At 61.7% G+C, this 15,182-nt stretch carries 9 protein-coding genes; 8 read left to right on the forward strand and 1 reads right to left on the reverse strand.

What is annotated here, in order from left to right; genetic code table 11:
- The first annotated feature begins 62 nt into the window (after positions 1–62).
- From D8V06_RS24180 to D8V06_RS24190, 3 genes are read left to right on the forward strand one after another with little or no spacing between them, the layout of a single operon-like run.
- On the forward strand, positions 63–1,235 hold the full coding sequence (locus D8V06_RS24180) for an efflux RND transporter periplasmic adaptor subunit (RefSeq protein WP_130931955.1): 1,173 nt from the start codon (positions 63–65) through the stop codon (positions 1,233–1,235).
- The gene (locus tag D8V06_RS24185) at positions 1,236–3,209 is read left to right on the forward strand and encodes a MacB family efflux pump subunit (protein ID WP_130931956.1); all 1,974 of its coding nucleotides are present in this window, start codon (positions 1,236–1,238) and stop codon (positions 3,207–3,209) included. It begins immediately after the preceding gene.
- Between the two features lie 7 nt (positions 3,210–3,216).
- Positions 3,217–4,611 (forward strand): efflux transporter outer membrane subunit, encoded by a 1,395-nt coding sequence (locus D8V06_RS24190; protein ID WP_130931957.1) that lies wholly within the window; start codon positions 3,217–3,219, stop codon positions 4,609–4,611.
- 131 nt (positions 4,612–4,742) lie between these two features.
- Here D8V06_RS24190 and D8V06_RS24195 read toward each other — a convergent pair whose 3' ends face one another.
- On the reverse strand, positions 4,743–6,362 hold the full coding sequence (locus D8V06_RS24195) for a PvdJ/PvdD/PvdP-like protein (protein WP_130908567.1): 1,620 nt from the start codon (positions 6,360–6,362) through the stop codon (positions 4,743–4,745).
- A gap of 254 nt (positions 6,363–6,616) precedes the next feature.
- Here D8V06_RS24195 and pvdM point away from each other — a divergent pair, with 254 nt between their 5' ends.
- From pvdM to D8V06_RS24220, 5 genes are all read left to right on the forward strand, one after another.
- A complete protein-coding gene (pvdM, locus tag D8V06_RS24200) occupies positions 6,617–7,966 on the forward strand; it encodes a pyoverdine-tailoring dipeptidase-like protein PvdM (protein WP_130931958.1) in 1,350 nt (449 codons plus the stop codon).
- Between the two features lie 29 nt (positions 7,967–7,995).
- A complete protein-coding gene (locus D8V06_RS24205) occupies positions 7,996–9,288 on the forward strand; it encodes an aminotransferase class V-fold PLP-dependent enzyme (protein ID WP_177434486.1) in 1,293 nt (430 codons plus the stop codon).
- Between the two features lie 112 nt (positions 9,289–9,400).
- A complete protein-coding gene (locus D8V06_RS24210) occupies positions 9,401–10,273 on the forward strand; it encodes a formylglycine-generating enzyme family protein (protein ID WP_130931960.1) in 873 nt (290 codons plus the stop codon).
- 275 nt (positions 10,274–10,548) lie between these two features.
- On the forward strand, positions 10,549–12,195 hold the full coding sequence (locus D8V06_RS24215) for a cyclic peptide export ABC transporter (RefSeq protein ID WP_130931961.1): 1,647 nt from the start codon (positions 10,549–10,551) through the stop codon (positions 12,193–12,195).
- 241 nt (positions 12,196–12,436) lie between these two features.
- Complete coding sequence (locus D8V06_RS24220; RefSeq protein WP_130908563.1) at positions 12,437–14,917, forward strand: TonB-dependent siderophore receptor; 2,481 nt, start codon at positions 12,437–12,439, stop codon at positions 14,915–14,917.
- The last annotated feature ends 265 nt before the right edge of the window (positions 14,918–15,182 follow it).

Raw genomic sequence — 15,182 nt, forward strand, 5'->3', positions numbered from 1 at the left:
ACCCGTCTCTATCCGCCCCCCGCGCTGAACGACGGGCCGAAATCCTTTGGCCGGAACCCTGCATGAAACGTCCCCGTCCCGCCCGACGCGCCCTGCTTGCTGCGCTCTGTCTGATCCCCGTTATCGCCGTCGCCGCCTGGCAGATCATCCCTCCCGGCCGCGACCAGTTCGTCACGGTGCAGGTCACCCGCGCCGATATCGAAAGCAGCGTGACCGCGCTAGGCACCTTGCAACCGCGGCGTTATGTCGATGTCGGCGCGCAGGCGTCCGGGCAAATCCACAAGATCCATGTGGAAGTCGGAGATGTCGTCAAGGAAGGCCAGTTGCTGGTGGAAATCGATCCATCCACGCAACAGGCCAAACTCGACGCTGGACGTTTTTCCATCGAAAACCTCAAGGCACAGCTTGAAGAACAGCGTGCGCTGCACGAACTCGCCCGGCAAAAATTCCAGCGTCAACAGTATCTCAAGGCCGGTGGCGCCACCCGCGAAGAAGACGTGCAGACCGCCCAGGCCGAACTGCGCGCCACCCAAGCGCGCATCGACATGTTCCAGGCGCAGATTCGCCAGGCCCAGGCCAGCCTGCGCAGCGATCAGGCCGAACTCGGCTACACCCGGATCTACGCGCCGATGTCCGGCACCGTAGTCGCACTCGACGCCCGCGAGGGCCAGACCCTCAATGCCCAGCAGCAGACGCCGTTGATTCTGCGCATCGCCAAACTGTCGCCGATGACGGTTTGGGCCGAAGTCTCGGAAGCCGATATCGGCCATGTCAAACCCGGCATGACGGCCTGGTTCACCACCCTCAGCGGTGGCGCCCGACGCTGGAAAAGCACCGTGCGGCAGATTCTGCCGGTGCCGCCAAAACCTCTCGACCAAACCAGTCAGGGTGGTGGCAGCCCCGCCAGTTCAAGCAAAAGCGGCAGCGCTCGGGTGGTGCTGTATACCGTACTGCTCGACGTCGATAACGCCGACAACGCGTTGATGGCAGAAATGACCACCCAGGTATTTTTTGTCGCCGATCAGGCGCAAAACGTTCTCACCGCGCCGATTGCGGCGCTGCAGGCAGGAAAACAAGCCGGCAGCCAGACCGCGCAAGTGGTTGCCAAAAACGGCAGCATCGAACAACGCAACGTCCGCACCGGCATCAGCGATCGTCTGCGGGTGCAGATTCTCGACGGCCTGCAAGAAGGCGATCACCTGTTGATCGGCCCGGCCGACGGGAGTGGCGGTTGAATGCAAACGCCCCTGATCGAACTGCAGGACATCCGCAAGGCCTATGGCGGTGGCGACGCACCTGAAGTTCACGTGTTGCGCGGCATTGACCTGTCGATCCATGCCGGGGAATTCGTGGCGATTGTCGGCGCGTCCGGTTCCGGCAAGTCGACGCTGATGAACATCCTCGGCTGCCTCGACCGGCCGACCTCGGGCGAGTACCGCTTCGCCGGGGAAAATGTCGCGGCGCTCGACAGTGACGAACTGGCCTGGCTGCGCCGCGAAGCGTTCGGCTTCGTGTTTCAGGGTTACCACCTGATTCCATCCGGCTCGGCCCAGGAAAACGTCGAGATGCCGGCCATCTACGCTGGCATTCCGGCTGCCGAGCGCCACGCCCGCGCCGCCGCCCTGCTCGACCGCCTCGGCCTGGGCGCGCGTACAGGCAACCGCCCGCACCAACTCTCGGGCGGGCAACAGCAACGGGTTTCGATTGCCCGCGCCTTGATGAATGGCGGCCACATCATCCTGGCCGACGAACCTACCGGCGCCCTCGACAGCCACAGCGGCAAGGAAGTCATGGCGCTGCTTGACGAACTGGCGAGCCAGGGCCACGTCGTGATCCTGATCACCCACGATCGCGAAGTGGCGGCCCGGGCCAAACGCATCATTGAAATACGCGATGGCCTGATCATCAGCGACAGCGCCCGTGACAATCCCGCCGCGCAACAGTCGGCAACCTCCGGTGCACTGCAAGCCGTCGATTTGCGTAAGCGCCTGAGCGAAGGTGCCCAAGCTACCGGTGCCTGGAAAGGCGAACTGGTCGACGCGGTCCAGGCCGCCTGGCGGGTGATGTGGATCAACAAGTTCCGTACTGCGCTGACCCTGCTCGGGATCATCATCGGCGTCGCTTCGGTGGTGGTGATGCTGGCCGTGGGCGAAGGCAGCAAGCGTCAGGTCATGGCGCAGATGGGCGCGTTCGGCTCCAACATCATTTACCTCAGCGGATCGTCGCCCAACCCGCGTACACCGCTGGGCATCGTCACCCTCGACGAAGTCAAGGCCGTGGCCAGCCTGCCGCAAGTGATGCGCATCATGCCGGTCAACGGCCAGGAAGCCGGGGTGCGCTTCGGCAACCTCGACCATTTGAGCTACGTCGGCGGCAACGACACCAACTTCCCCGCGATCTTCAACTGGCCTGTAGTCGAAGGCAGTTACTTCACCGAAGCCGACGAACAGAACGCGGCAGCCGTGGCGGTGATCGGCCATAAGGTCCGCACTAAACTGCTCAAGGATGTGGCCAACCCGATTGGCCAATACATCCTGATCGAGAACGTGCCGTTCCAGGTGGTCGGGGTGCTGGCGGAAAAAGGTGCCAGCTCCGGCGACTCCGACAGCGACGACCGCATCGCCATCCCCTACTCCGCCGCCAGCGTGCGCCTGTTCGGCACACACAACCCGGAGTACATCGCGATTGCCGCCGCCGATGCGCGCAAGGTCAAGGAAACGGAACGCGCCATCGAGCAATTGATGCTGCGCCTGCACAACGGCAAGAAGGATTTCGAACTGACCAACAACGCGGCGATGATCCAGGCCGAAGCGCGCACGCAGAACACCCTGTCGCTGATGCTCGGTTCGATTGCCGCGATTTCGCTGCTGGTGGGCGGTATCGGTGTGATGAACATCATGCTCATGACCGTGCGTGAGCGTACTCGCGAGATCGGTATTCGCATGGCCACCGGCGCCCGGCAGCGGGATATCCTGCGCCAGTTTCTGACGGAAGCCGTGATGCTGTCGGTCGTCGGCGGGCTCGCCGGAGTTGCCCTGGCGTTGATCGTCGGTGGCGTGCTGGTCCTCAGCGAAGTCGCGGTCGCCTTCTCCCTGATAGCGGTGCTGGGCGCCTTCGGCTGCGCCCTGGTCACCGGTGTTGTCTTCGGCTTCATGCCGGCCCGCAAAGCTGCCCGACTCGACCCGGTCACGGCCCTTACCAGTGAATAAACGATTGATGAAGCCGCCACTCAGCCTGTTGACTCTGTGTTTGTTGCTCAGCGCTTGCGGCAGCCCTGCCCAGCGCCCGGACAGCGGCGTTGTGCCGCCCGCCGCCTGGCAATCGCCGCACACCGCCGGCGCCGTTCACGACAATCAGCAATGGTGGAACCGCTTCGGCAGCCCGCAACTGGGACGGCTGATCGAACAGGCCCGGGTCGGCAGTTACGACCTGGCCGCTGCCATCGCCCGAGTGCGCCAGGCACAGGCTGAAACGGTAGTCGCTGGTGGTTCACGGTTGCCCGAAGTCAAGGCCGGGGCCAACGCCAACCGGCAAAAACTGCTGCGCGGCAGCGGTTACAGCCAACTCGATGCCGACAGCAGTAATGACGCTGTGGATTACTTCGACGCCAATCTCACCGCGAGTTACGAAGTCGATTTCTGGGGCGGCCAGCGTGCCTCCCGCGACAGTGCGCAATTTGCCCTGCGCGCCAGCGAATTCGATCAGGCGACCGTTGAGCTGACGCTGCTGAGCGGCGTGGCCAGCGGCTACGCACAGACCTTGTCGCTGCAAGAGCAAAGCCGCATTGCCGAGTTGAATCTGGCCAACGCGCAGAGTGTGTTGAAACTGGTGCAGACCCGTTTTGACGCGGGCTCGACGACGGCGCTGGAACTGGCTCAGCAGAAAAGCCTGGTGGCCGCGCAGCAACGCCAGTTGCCGCTGGTGCAGCAGCAGGTCAGGGACGCGCAGATCAGCCTCGCCACCCTGCTCGGCCGTCCGGTGCAGGCATTGTCTTTGGGCCAGGAGCGCTTCGATCAACTGTCATGGCCAGCCATTGATGCCGGGGTGCCCAGCCAATTACTCAGCCGTCGACCGGACATCGCCCGCGCCGAAGCACAACTGGCCGCCGCCCAGGCCGACGTCACCGTAGCCCGCGCCGCCATGTTGCCGACCGTGACCCTGAGCGCGGAAATCGGCTCCGGCGCCGATCGTGCCGCAGACATTCTGCGCAGTCCCTTCTACAACCTCACCGCCGGTTTGCTCTCGCCGGTGTTCAACAATGGCCGCCTCGGCGCCGAACGCGACAAGGCCACAGCGCGACAGCAAGAGCTGCTGGAAACCTATCGTGGCGCAATCATCAATGGTTTCGCCGACGTGGAAAAAGCGCTGAACAGCATTCGCGGGCTGGACGAACAACGGCAGTGGCAAAGTGAAGAACTGCAACAGGCGCAAACCGCGTTCAACCTTGCGCAAAGTCGCTATGAAGCGGGGGCCGAGGATTTACTGACCGTGCTGGAAACCCAGCGCACGCTGTATGCGGCGCAGGACTTGAATGTGCAACTGCGGCTGTCGCGGATGCAGGCGAGTATTGCGCTGTACAAGGCGCTTGGGGGTGGGTGGCAGGCTTTGTAGTGGTGGTGTTGATCGTTCCCACGCTCTGCGTGGGAATGCCTCCACGGACGCTCCGCGTTCGGCTCTGGATGGGACGCAGAGCGTCCCGGGCTGCATTCCCACGCGGAGCGTGGGAACGATCACTGCGGTGCTCAGGCCTGACTTTGTTTGGCCTTTAAATGCCGCGCATACCAAGGTCGTTGCGGCACTTTGCGAAACAGGTCTTCGAGTTTCTTTTCATCCTCGCCAAAGGTAATCCGCAGCGCCAGCTTCATGGTTTCCGGGTCCATTTCCACTGACTTGCCCGCCTGCAAGCCGGGCGTGGTGCTGCAACCATGGGTTTGCGGACCGAGCCACGGGTCGGCGATCTCGACCCAGCGCCCCGGTGCGAACCACGGCACGCCGTTGACCTCAAGCCGGCTGACCTGCCCCGGATGAAAGCGCTCATGGGCGCGGAACCAGTCTTCCAGGCGATCATCGATCCAGCCATGGAAATGCCAGAACACCGGATTCACGTGAGAGGAAAACGGATCACCGAGAAAATCGTTTTCCGGCGCATACCAACGCGCCGAGAAGTCCGCCGGATCCCGGGCGAACGGCACCGGCTGACCGTTGGACGGGTCACGCGGCACCGAGGCCCAGCGCATGTGCAGCCAGTCGTGCAGACCCAACTCCACCTCCGAGCCGAACTGCCCCAGCGTCAACTTCGACAGATAACGCGGATCGCGGTACTGCGATTCCCAAACCTGGAAATTGCTGTGGTAGGTCTCGGCAGTCTTGATATCGCTGACCCACTGCGAGTACTCGTCATCGTCCTCGGCCAGCCAGGTCGGCGGCAGTGCGGTGCCGTCGTGATTGTCGAAATAGTTGGCGAAGCCGATGCGGTCCCGGGCCAGTTCGGGCTGCGGCAGCGGAAAATGCGTCCACGATGGCAAATCCTGCATCGAACGTGCGGTGCCGAGCATGTGCCGGTGCATGAAGAAAAAATCCACGCCCGAGCCGTTGCGATCCTTGCGTTTGCCACGGGCATCTCGCTCCTGGTCCCGCGGGCCGGGTTGCCAGCCAATACCGCGCAAGGCATTGCGCTTGTCTTCGGGCAAGGTATGCCACTTGTCCCGGGACGCATGCCAGAGCTGGTGAAACAGGCGATGCTCCTGGGACGTCAGCCACGCCAATAGCGGCGGGTTCAAACCGGTGCGCTCCCGGGCTTCGGGGAAGACTTTTTTCACGGCAACAAAACGGTTGTCCTGCGCCGTCAGCATCAAGGGTCGATCCAGATCCAGCACGCGACCACTGAGTGAGCCGCTGCCGGCATTGCCGAACCCGGCCCAGACCTCATCGAGCGCCATGCTGAATTCGTAATCGCAGCTTCCCGTCGCGCTCACCAGTCGCCAGCTCAACTGCGCCGGTTTGGCACTGGCCAGATCACCGAGCACCCGGTAGCGGGGTTGTTCGCTGGAGCGCAATCGTGCGGCGGTGTCGAGAAAACCGATCAGGCCACGGCCCTTGTGACCGATGTCGAGAAACACTTCCAGCCCTTCGCGCGGCAAACCTTCAAGACCTGCGTCACGGCCTTCGAAACGAATCTGCCAGACTCCGCGCAGGGTGTCCGCCAAGCGCTGGCCGGCGACATCCGCGACATCGAATGAAGCTTCACCCGGCGTGATTGTCGGGTCCGGTTTCGTCCATTGGCGATGCCCATAAAAAGCCGCAGGCACGGCAGCGCCGGTCAGCGCCAGGCCCGCCATGAACCATCGTCGAGAAATCGTCATTGCCCTACCTGTGTCAGCCATGAAGCAGGCTTTATCCAAGCTAGAACGTTTGTTGCCCTGCGAAATTTAAAAGCATCGCTGGCAAGCCAGCTCCCACAGGTATCGAGTTTGGATGGGATTATGTGAACACCACCGTCCATTGTGGGAGCTGGCTTGCCAGCGATGAGGCCAGTGCAATCACCTAAATTCTTCAGCTGCCCACTCGTTCCTCCCAGATAGCAAAGCCCCCCGCGGCGAACCTGACTGAGACGGCAATGACAAAACCACGTTCGAAAAAGGCTCTTTACATCGGCCTGCCATTGGCCCTGGCGATCAGCGCAGGTGCCGGCTTCGCGGCTTGGGATTATTGGTTCAAGGACAATCCCGGTTACCCGGTCAAAGTGATGAAGCAGGCCGATGAATTGCACGAACGCCTGCTCTCGTTCGACAGCCACATCACCGTGCCGATGGACTTCGGCACTGCCGGCAACGAAGCCGACAAGGACGGCAGCGGCCAGTTCGACCTGGTGAAAACCGCTCGCGGTCGCCTGTCCGGAGCCGCGCTGACCATCTTCGGCTGGCCGGAAATCTGGAACGGCCCCAACGCACCCCATCGCCCCACCGCCGGTTTCATCGAAGAAGCACGCTTCGAACAGGAAACCCGCTACAAGATCATCACCACGCTGGTGCGTGACTTCCCCAATCAGGTGGCCATCGCCTACACCCCTGATGATTTCCGTCGCCTGCATGGCGAAGGCAAGTTCGCGATCTTCATGAGCATGCTCAACGCCTACCCGCTGGGCAACGACCTCAATGCCCTGGACAAATGGGCCGCGCGCGGCATGCGCATGTTCGGCTTCAGCTACGTGGGCAATAACGCCTGGGCCGATTCGTCGCGGCCATTGCCGTTCTTCAATGATTCGCGGGACGCCCTCGGCGGGCTTTCGGACCTCGGCAAACAAGCCGTGCACCGTCTCAATGATTTGGGCGTGATCATCGACGTGTCGCAGATGTCGACCAAAGCCCTGGAACAAGTCGCCCGGTTGAGCCGCACGCCAATGGTCGCCTCGCATTCGGCGCCCCGCGGGCTGGTGGATATTCCGCGTAACCTCAGCGACCACGAAATGCAGTTGATCAAGGACAGCGGGGGCGTGGTGCAGATTGTCGGTTTCCCGACCTACATCCGCCCGCTGAGCCAGGCCACGCAGGCCAAGCTCAACGCCCTGCGTGCGCGCTTCGACCTGCAACCGCTGCAAGGTCTGGAGATGGCGCTGATACCGGGGGATCCGGTCATCACGGTCTGGTCCGAGCAACGCTTTGGCGAATACGCCAGCCAGCTCTACGCCATCGTCGACGAAGAACCGAAGGCCACGCTCAAGGATTACGGCGATGCGATTGATTACGCGGTGAAGAAAATCGGTATCGACCACGTGGGCATCAGCTCCGACTTCAACGATGGCGGCGGCCTCGATGGCTGGAAGGATGTCAGCGAGGCGCGCAACGTCACCGCCGAGCTGATCAGCCGCGGCTACGGCGAAGCCGACATCGCCAAGCTCTGGGGCGGCAATTTTCTGCGGGTCTGGGATCAGGTCGAGAAATCCTCCAGACCCGTCGCCAAAAACTGATGCCACATTTGCCAAGCGAAGCCGAAGCCATGACCAACCGTCGTTCATTCCTCAAGCAGGCCGGTATTCTCGCCGCCGGCCTGCCGCTGTCTGCCGGCGTGAATCTGCCGGCGCTGGCCGGCAATCCACAGCAGCCATCGCAACCCCTGGCCAAGGGCAAATGGGCGCAACTGCGCCAGCTGTTCAATCAAGACCCGGACTACTTGCACTTCGCCAACTTCCTGGTGACCTCGCACCCGACGCCGGTGCGCAACGCCATCGACATGCACCGCGCCAGCATCGACCGCAACCCCGGCCGCGCCATGGACTGGGACCTGCAGGAAACCGAAAAACGCGAGCACAACGTGCGGGTCTGGGCTGGCCGTTACCTCAATGCCACGCCTGAACAGATCGCACTGACCGGCAGCACCACCGAAGGCCTGGCGATGATCTACGGCGGTATTCATGTGCGCCCGGACCAGGAAATCCTGGTCAGCGAACACGAGCATTACTCGACCCACTACACCCTGGAATTTCGCCAGCAACGCCAGGGCACGAAGGTGCGCAAACTCAAGCTGTTCGCAAACAGCCACGACATTTCCGTGGACGAAGTGCTCGACTCGATCGCCAAAGGCATTCGCCCCGAAACCCGCGTGCTGGGCATGACCTGGGTGCAATCGGGCAGCGGCGTGAAATTGCCGATCGGTGAAATCGGCAAGCTCGTCGAAGAGCTGAACCGCCAGCGCGAAGAAAAGGACCGCCTGCTGTACGTGGTCGACGGCGTCCACGGCTTCGGTGTCGAAAATCTCGACTTCCCCGACATGCACTGCGATTTCTTCATCGCCGGCACCCACAAATGGATGTTCGGCCCCCGTGGCACCGGGATCGTTTGCGCGCGCTCGGCCGAGGTCAAGGACGTCACGCCGATCATTCCGACCTTCGGCGAAGCCACCGATTTCGCAACCATCATGACCCCCGGCGGCTATCACAGTTTCGAACATCGCTGGGCGGCGGACGAAGCGTTCAAACTGCACCTGGACCTGGGCAAGGCCGACGTCCAGACGCGCATTCATGAACTCAACACCTACGCCAAGCTGCGGCTGCTGGAACAGCCGCGGATCGAGCTGGTTACCCCGCAGAGTCCGCAGCTGTCGGCCGGTTTCACATTCTTCAGGGTCAAGCAGCAGGATTGCGAAAAGATCGCCAACGCACTGATGCAAAACCGCGTGGTCTGCGACTCGGTCGACCGCGACGTCGGCCCGGTGATCCGTATTGCCCCGGGTCTGCTCAATAGCGAAAGCGAAATCGACCGTTTCATGGCCCTACTCAACAAAATCGCCTGACGCCTGATTTTCGTAGGGGCCAGGCTTGCCGGCGAAGGCGTCCATCACATCGCCTTCGCCGACAAGCCTGGCTCCTACAGATTCGACTCTCACCTTTTTATCGAGATGACACATGAACAGTGATCTGCTGCCATTCAAGGCCCTCGCCCTGGCCGCCATCATGGCCGGCCTGCTGCCTGCCGCCGTCCACGCCGCCACACCACCGCAACCGGGCAAGGTATTCAAGGACTGCCGCGATTGCCCGGAAATGGTGGTTTTGCCCGCCGGCACCTTCACCATGGGCACCCCCGATGACGAAGTCGGCCGCGAGCCCGATGAAGGGCCGATGCATGACGTGACGTTCGCCAGGCCGTTCGCCATGAGCCGCTTCCAGATCACCGCAGGCGAGTGGGACAGCTACGTCAAGGAAAGCGGTGTGACCATCGCCAACGGCGATACCCGCCCCGGTCGCGAGTGCATCGCCAGCAAGCCGCGTTATCCACAGACCCCGCGCCAGCCAGCGGTGTGCATGAACTTCGATGACGTTAAAAACTACGTCGCCTGGCTGTCGAAGAAAACCGGGCAGAAGTACAGCATGGTCAGCGAAGCCCAGCGCGAATACGCGGCACGCGGCGGTACCAAGGGTCCGTTCCCCTTCCCGTTCGATGAAGGCAAGCAATACAGCATCGCCAGGCACGCCAACACCTACGGCCCGGCTGACGGCTACAGCTACAGCTCACCGGTCGGCAGCTACCCGCCTAACGCCTTCGGCATGTACGACATGCATGGCAACGTCTACGAATGGGTCGAGGATTGCGAACATCCGAACTACGTCGGCGCCCCCACCGACGGCAGTGCCTGGCTGGAAGCCAACTGCGAAGCCGTGCGCATCCGCGGCAATGACTGGGGTGAAGCGCCGGTGTTCTCCCGCTCCGGCAACCGCAACAGCCAATACCCACAGGAACGCGGGGACTGGATAGGCTTTCGCGTAGTGCGCCAGCTCTAAGGCACACCACGTTCCCCCTGTGGGAGCCAGCCTGCTGGCGATGACGACTTGTCAGTCAGCAGAGATGTCGACTGACCGTCCGCCATCGCCAGCAGGCTGGCTCCCACAGGGTTGATTGATCGTTCCCACGCTCCGCGTGGGAATGCATCCCGTGACGCTCCGCGTCACCTTCATTCATTCGAGCGACGGTCACCACCAGTCAACCGACGCTAAATTAACCCCTCGACCAGACGTTCTACTGGGTATCTGCCTTACGACCCAAGGAACAGTCTTCCATGACCCAGCCCACTCGCGGCGCCATCGGCGAATTGTTCGCCCTGCTCAAACCCTTTCGACTGATCGTCGCCGCGTCCATTTTCCTGGGCATGGTCGGCGGCCTGAGCGTCACGGTGTTGCTGGCGACCATCAACAACGCATTGCACTCGGACGGCCTGACCCAGGGCGTGGTGGCGCTGTTCGCCGGCCTGTGTCTGTTGGCGCTGGCCAGTTCGATCTGCTCCGACATCGGCACCAACTATGTCGGCCAGCACATCATCGCCAAGCTGCGCAAACAGTTGGGTGAGAAAGTCCTGTCGGCACCGATCGAACAGATCGAACGCTACCGCAGCCATCGACTGATCCCGGTGTTGACCCACGACGTCGACACCATCAGTGATTTCGCCTTCGCCTTCGCGCCGCTGGCGATTTCCGTCACCGTGACCCTCGGTTGCATGGGCTACCTGGCAATCCTGTCATGGCCGATGTTCCTGATCATGCTGGCCGCGATCCTGATCGGCACGGCGATCCAAGCCTATGCCCAGAGCAAAGGCGTACAGGGCTTCATGGCTGCCCGCGATGCCGAAGACGAGTTGCAGAAGCACTACAACGCCATCGCCGAAGGTGCCAAGGAACTGCGGATTCACCGCCCACGCCGCCAGCGCATGTTCACTTCGGGCATCAAGGGCACCGCCGAATTCATCTGCAACACCCAAGTGCGCTCGATCAATACTTTCGTCATTGCCAAGACCTTCGGCTCGATGCTGTTCTTCGTGGTCATCGGCCTGGCCCTGGCGCTGCAAACCTTCTGGCCGAGCGCCGACAAGACCGTGATGAGCGGCTTCGTGCTGGTGCTGCTGTACATGAAAGGCCCGCTGGAACACCTGATCAGTACCTTGCCGATCGTCAGCCGCGCGCAGATTGCCTTTCGCCGCATCGCTCAATTGTCCGAACAGTTTTCCACCCCTGAGCCGCACCTGTTGCTCAGCGATCAGGGCGGCGTCAAACCCGCCGTGCACCAACTGCAACTGGCGGACGTGCGCTACACCTTCCCGTCGGTGGACGGTGCCACACCGTTCCAGTTGGGTCCGGTCAACTTGACCATCAAACAGGGCGACATCACTTTCATCGTCGGCGAAAACGGCTGCGGCAAGACCACGCTGATCAAGTTGCTGCTGGGCCTGTACACCCCGCAACAAGGGCAGATCCGCGTCAACGGCGAGGCCATCGATGCACAGAACCGCGACGACTATCGCCAGTTGTTCACCACCATTTTTGCCGACTACTACCTGTTCGACGACGTGGTCCAGGGCGACACGCACATCCCGGAAGATGCCAACAAGTACCTGCAACGCCTGGAAATCGCGCACAAGGTCAGCGTCAAGGACGGCAACTTCACCACCACCGACCTTTCCACCGGCCAGCGCAAGCGTCTGGCGCTGGTCAATGCCTGGCTGGAAGAACGGCCGGTTCTGGTGTTCGACGAATGGGCGGCGGACCAGGACCCGACCTTTCGCCGGATTTTCTACACCGAACTGCTGCCGGACCTCAAACGCCTGGGCAAGACCATCATCGTGATCTCCCACGATGACCGTTATTTCGACGTCGCCGACCAACTGGTGCGCATGGAAAGCGGCCGGGTCGTGAGCGAATTGACCCCAGCCTGATCACCCATTTCAAGACCTTGCGCAGAACCTGTGGGAGCGGGCTTGCCCGCGATAGCGGTGGGTCAATAGACATCCATGTTGAAGGTGATGGCCCTATCGCGGGCAAGCCCGCTCCCGCAGGTTTTTGTGCAGGTTTCAAAAATGAAAAAATTATTTTTCCGGTTTCGCACTCACGCCCCGTCTTAATAATAATTCCCATTAACAAAAACTCTGCACGACACTTTCAGGAGCACAGGCAGTAATGCGATCCCTTCCATGCCGCACACCTCTCGCGCTGGCCGTACAGCGGCCGACCTTGCATCGAACCTTGCTGACCAGCGTACTGCTGACCGCCACCTTGCTGGGGAGCTCGATGGCCAATGCTGCACCTGTAAAAGTGAGTATTCCTGTGCAACCGCTGTCCAGCGCGCTGACTCAACTGGGCATGCAGACCAACCTGCAAATCCTCTACAGCCCGGACCAGGTGGCCGGTCTGAAATCCCGTGCGGTATCCGGTTCGCTCGAACCTTCCGAGGCGCTGGCCGAATTGCTCAAAGGCACCGGCATCTCGTTCCAGATCAACGGCAACAGTGTGACGCTGATGTCCGGCGGCTCTTCGAGCCTGCAACTGGGCGCGACCACCATCTCCGGCCAGGCCCTGGGCCTGACCACCGAAGGCACCGGTTCCTACACCACCGGCGCTACCACCACCGCCACCAAACTGCCGCTGACCATTCGCGAAACGCCGCAATCGGTGACCGTGGTAACCCGTCAGCAAATGGATGACCAAGGCTCCAAGAGCGTGAGTGATGTGCTGCGCAATACGCCTGGCGTCACCATGCAAAAGTACGACAGTGACCGCACCGAGTTTTCCACCCGTGGCTTTGCCATCACCAACTTCCAATACGATGGCGTCAACATTCCTTACGACGGTGTCTACGGCGAAAACCCGAACAACAGCGACGACTCGGCCAGCCTTGACCGTGTCGAAATCATCAAAGGCGCGACCGGCCTGATGACCGGCGCCGGCGACCCTGCCGCCACCGTCAACCTGGTGCGCAAGAAACCGACCAAGGAGTTCAAGGCTTCGGTCAGCGGCACCGTCGGCTCGTGGGACAACTACCGCACCGAAGGCGACATCTCCGGCTCGCTCAACGACTCCGGCAGCGTGCGCGGTCGCTTCGTTGGCGCCCTGCAGGACAAAGATTCGTACATCGACCACTACAGCCAGAAGAAAGACCTGTACTACGGCATCCTCGAAGCCGACCTGACCGACGATACCCTGCTGACATTGGGCGTCGACAAATCCAGCGCTACCCCGCGCGGCAGTTCCTGGACCGGTAACTCACCGTTCTACACCGATGGCGGCCGTACCGATTTCTCCCGCAGTTTCAACCCGGGGTCTGACTGGAGCCGTCGTGATTTCGACAGCACCACTTACTTCGCCTCCCTGGAACAAGCGCTGGCCAACGACTGGAATCTCAAGGTCACCCTCGATCAGAAGACCACCGATCACGACACCCAACTGGCGTCCGCCAGCGGCGGCAACCCGGATCGTGCCACCGGCGAAGGCATGTTCTTCTACTGGGGTCGCTGGGAAGGTCATCGCGTGCAGAACACCGCGGACGTCAATGTTTCCGGTCCGTTCAGCCTGGGTGGTCGCGAACATGAACTGGTGGCGGGTTTCATGACCTCCCATTCCCGGCAGACCGGTTCGACTTACGACAGCAGCGAATTCGGCTTGGTGCCGGGCGATATCTTCGACTGGAAGGGCCACATCGCCAAACCGGAGTTCCCGAAAAACGGCAAGTACGAGCGCACCCAGAGCCAGAACGGCGCGTACCTGGCCACACGCCTGCGACCGACCGACGACCTGTCGTTCATCCTTGGCGGCCGCGTCAGCACCTTCAAGTACAACGAGGATTACACCTACTACCCTGGCGCCGGTCTGGGCGATACGCATGCCAGCTATAAGGAACACGGTGTCGTCACGCCCTACGCCGGCGTCGTCTATGACCTCGACGATACCTACTCGGTGTATGCCAGCTACACCAACATCTACCAGCCGCAGATTTACAAGGACGCCAGCGGCAAGACCCTGGATCCGGTGGAAGGCAACAGCTATGAAACCGGCCTGAAAGCGGCCTACTTCGAAGGCAAGCTGAACGCCAGCCTGGCCTTCTTCCGCATCGAACAGGACAACGTCGCCCAGTACGTCACCACCGACACCGCCACCGGGCAGGACGTCTACAAGCCAACCAACGGCGCCACCACCAAAGGTGTGGAACTGGAAATGGCCGGTGAACTGGCCGAAGGCTGGAACGTGTCGGCTGGTTACACCTACGCCCGTTCCCGCGACAAGGAAGAACAACGCATCTTCGGCTTCCCGCTGGCGACCACCAAACCGGAACACGTCGTGCGCACGTTCACCACTTACCGTCTGCCTGGCGCCCTGGACCAGGTCACCGTCGGCGGTGGCGTGAGCTGGCAAAGTGCGTTTTACGGCCAGACCTTCAACCCGAATGTGGATGGCAGTGGTCAAGGCGCCAGCGTCAATCTCAAGCAAGGCGGCTACACCCTCGTGGACCTGATGACCCGTTATCAGTACGACGAACACCTGAGCTTCACCGCCAACGCCTACAACGTCTTCGACAAGAAGTACCTGACGGGCCTGGGCAACTTCGGCACCACCTTCTACGGCGAGCCGCGCAATTTCCAACTCACGGCGAAGTACGACTTCTGAGCTGTTGAGCTGACCTGAAAATGCCCGCATCGTGAGATGCGGGCATTTTTTTATGGATCGTTCCCACGCTCCGCGTGGGAACGCAGCCCGGGACGCTCCGCGTCCCTTCAACAGCCGAACGCAGAGCGTCTGTTGAGGCATTCCCACGCAGAGCGTGGGAACGATCTGGTTTCATCTCACATGCGCGAACGCACCCACCCCGCCACTTTTTGGATCGTTCCCACGCTCCGCGTGGGAACGCAGCCCGGGACGCTCCGCGTCCCTT

This window comes from Pseudomonas sp. Sample_24, assembly GCF_004307605.1.
GTDB lineage: Bacteria > Pseudomonadota > Gammaproteobacteria > Pseudomonadales > Pseudomonadaceae > Aquipseudomonas.

What these genes read in the sequence shown, in the direction of transcription:
- D8V06_RS24180 (WP_130931955.1), top strand. Translation starts at nt 63, where the DNA reads ATGAAACGTCCCCGTCCCGCCCGACGCGCCCTGCTTGCTGCGCTCTGT.
- D8V06_RS24185 (WP_130931956.1), top strand. Translation starts at nt 1,236, where the DNA reads ATGCAAACGCCCCTGATCGAACTGCAGGACATCCGCAAGGCCTATGGC.
- D8V06_RS24190 (WP_130931957.1), top strand. Translation starts at nt 3,217, where the DNA reads ATGAAGCCGCCACTCAGCCTGTTGACTCTGTGTTTGTTGCTCAGCGCT.
- D8V06_RS24195 (WP_130908567.1), bottom strand. Translation starts at nt 6,362, where the DNA reads ATGACGATTTCTCGACGATGGTTCATGGCGGGCCTGGCGCTGACCGGC.
- pvdM (WP_130931958.1), top strand. Translation starts at nt 6,617, where the DNA reads ATGACAAAACCACGTTCGAAAAAGGCTCTTTACATCGGCCTGCCATTG.
- D8V06_RS24205 (WP_177434486.1), top strand. Translation starts at nt 7,996, where the DNA reads ATGACCAACCGTCGTTCATTCCTCAAGCAGGCCGGTATTCTCGCCGCC.
- D8V06_RS24210 (WP_130931960.1), top strand. Translation starts at nt 9,401, where the DNA reads ATGAACAGTGATCTGCTGCCATTCAAGGCCCTCGCCCTGGCCGCCATC.
- D8V06_RS24215 (WP_130931961.1), top strand. Translation starts at nt 10,549, where the DNA reads ATGACCCAGCCCACTCGCGGCGCCATCGGCGAATTGTTCGCCCTGCTC.
- D8V06_RS24220 (WP_130908563.1), top strand. Translation starts at nt 12,437, where the DNA reads ATGCGATCCCTTCCATGCCGCACACCTCTCGCGCTGGCCGTACAGCGG.